The sequence below is a fragment of the Actinomyces sp. HMSC075C01 genome, from assembly GCF_001812965.1.
Lineage (GTDB): Bacteria > Actinomycetota > Actinomycetes > Actinomycetales > Actinomycetaceae > Actinomyces > Actinomyces acetigenes.
In genome coordinates this window covers 1-854 of the sequence record NZ_KV810901.1, presented here as the reverse complement: position 1 = coordinate 854, position 854 = coordinate 1, and the positions used below count along the sequence as shown (strand labels likewise).

General features: G+C 56.0%; 1 protein-coding gene and 1 pseudogene. Both read right to left on the bottom strand.

Annotated elements, in window-relative coordinates; translation table 11 throughout:
- A pseudogene (locus HMPREF2883_RS15310) lies at positions 1-512 on the bottom strand (zinc transporter); the annotation flags it as partial.
- Positions 509-854: DUF6318 family protein (locus HMPREF2883_RS13685; RefSeq protein WP_256277235.1), on the bottom strand; the 346-nt coding region annotated here is incomplete at its 5' end. The gene HMPREF2883_RS13685 and the pseudogene HMPREF2883_RS15310, both read right to left, overlap by 4 nt.

The window sequence follows — 854 nt, the reverse complement described above, 5'->3', positions numbered from 1 at the left end:
GTGCCCAGGATCGTGGTGGTCTGATACCGGGGGGTGGGGTTGGTGTAGACGATGAAGGCCATGGAGATGATGACCTTGGGTCCTGGGGGCTGGCGGGTGATACCTGAGCCGGAGGCGATGAGGGTGGCGGCCTGGCGGGTGGTGATCGTGATCGTGCGGGGGTCGGTGCCGGTGGGCTGGTCGGGCTGGGTGGGGCGGTGGAGGTTGGCCAGGTTGCACTTGAACTTATCCAGCCCGTACTCGTCCTTCTCAGGCGAGCACTCCCGGTGAGACTGCTCCTCCCACATCGACGGATCCGAGGCCGTCACAGACGGATGCTCCTGAGACGAAGACCCACCAGGAGGTGAATCAGGTAATTCTATCGTCTCGCTAGCTTCTCCAGTTATCTCTGTTCGGCTTCCAGAAGAGTTTCCAGCGATAGTCGGATCAGATGATGTTGGGTCACTTTGGACTGAGGTCGCTGGAAGCAGCGCCATCGAAGTAATGGCTGTCATCATGAGAAGGCGATTCATTTTGAAATCACTTCCCCTTCTCCGACCATCCATCGGCCGCTGACGTATCGAACACCGAACTTGAGTTCTTGCCCCTCGATCGGGTCGGCGGTCTCAGGGTTTTTCCCAGGGTGGCACCACGTCATTTGACCATAGTTGATGTAGACATGGACAAGGTTGTAGTTGTATCCTTCGAGTTTCTCATAGTAGCGAATATTTGTGACGCTTTGTTCCCACTTATTTGACCACCCTCCATCCTTGTGTAGATCATTTGCTCGGTCGATGACCGATTTACAGAAGACGCAACGATCTTCGCTCATCTTTGCTAGCTCGGTGGTGTTGCCGGTCATGAAGGCGTAGCGG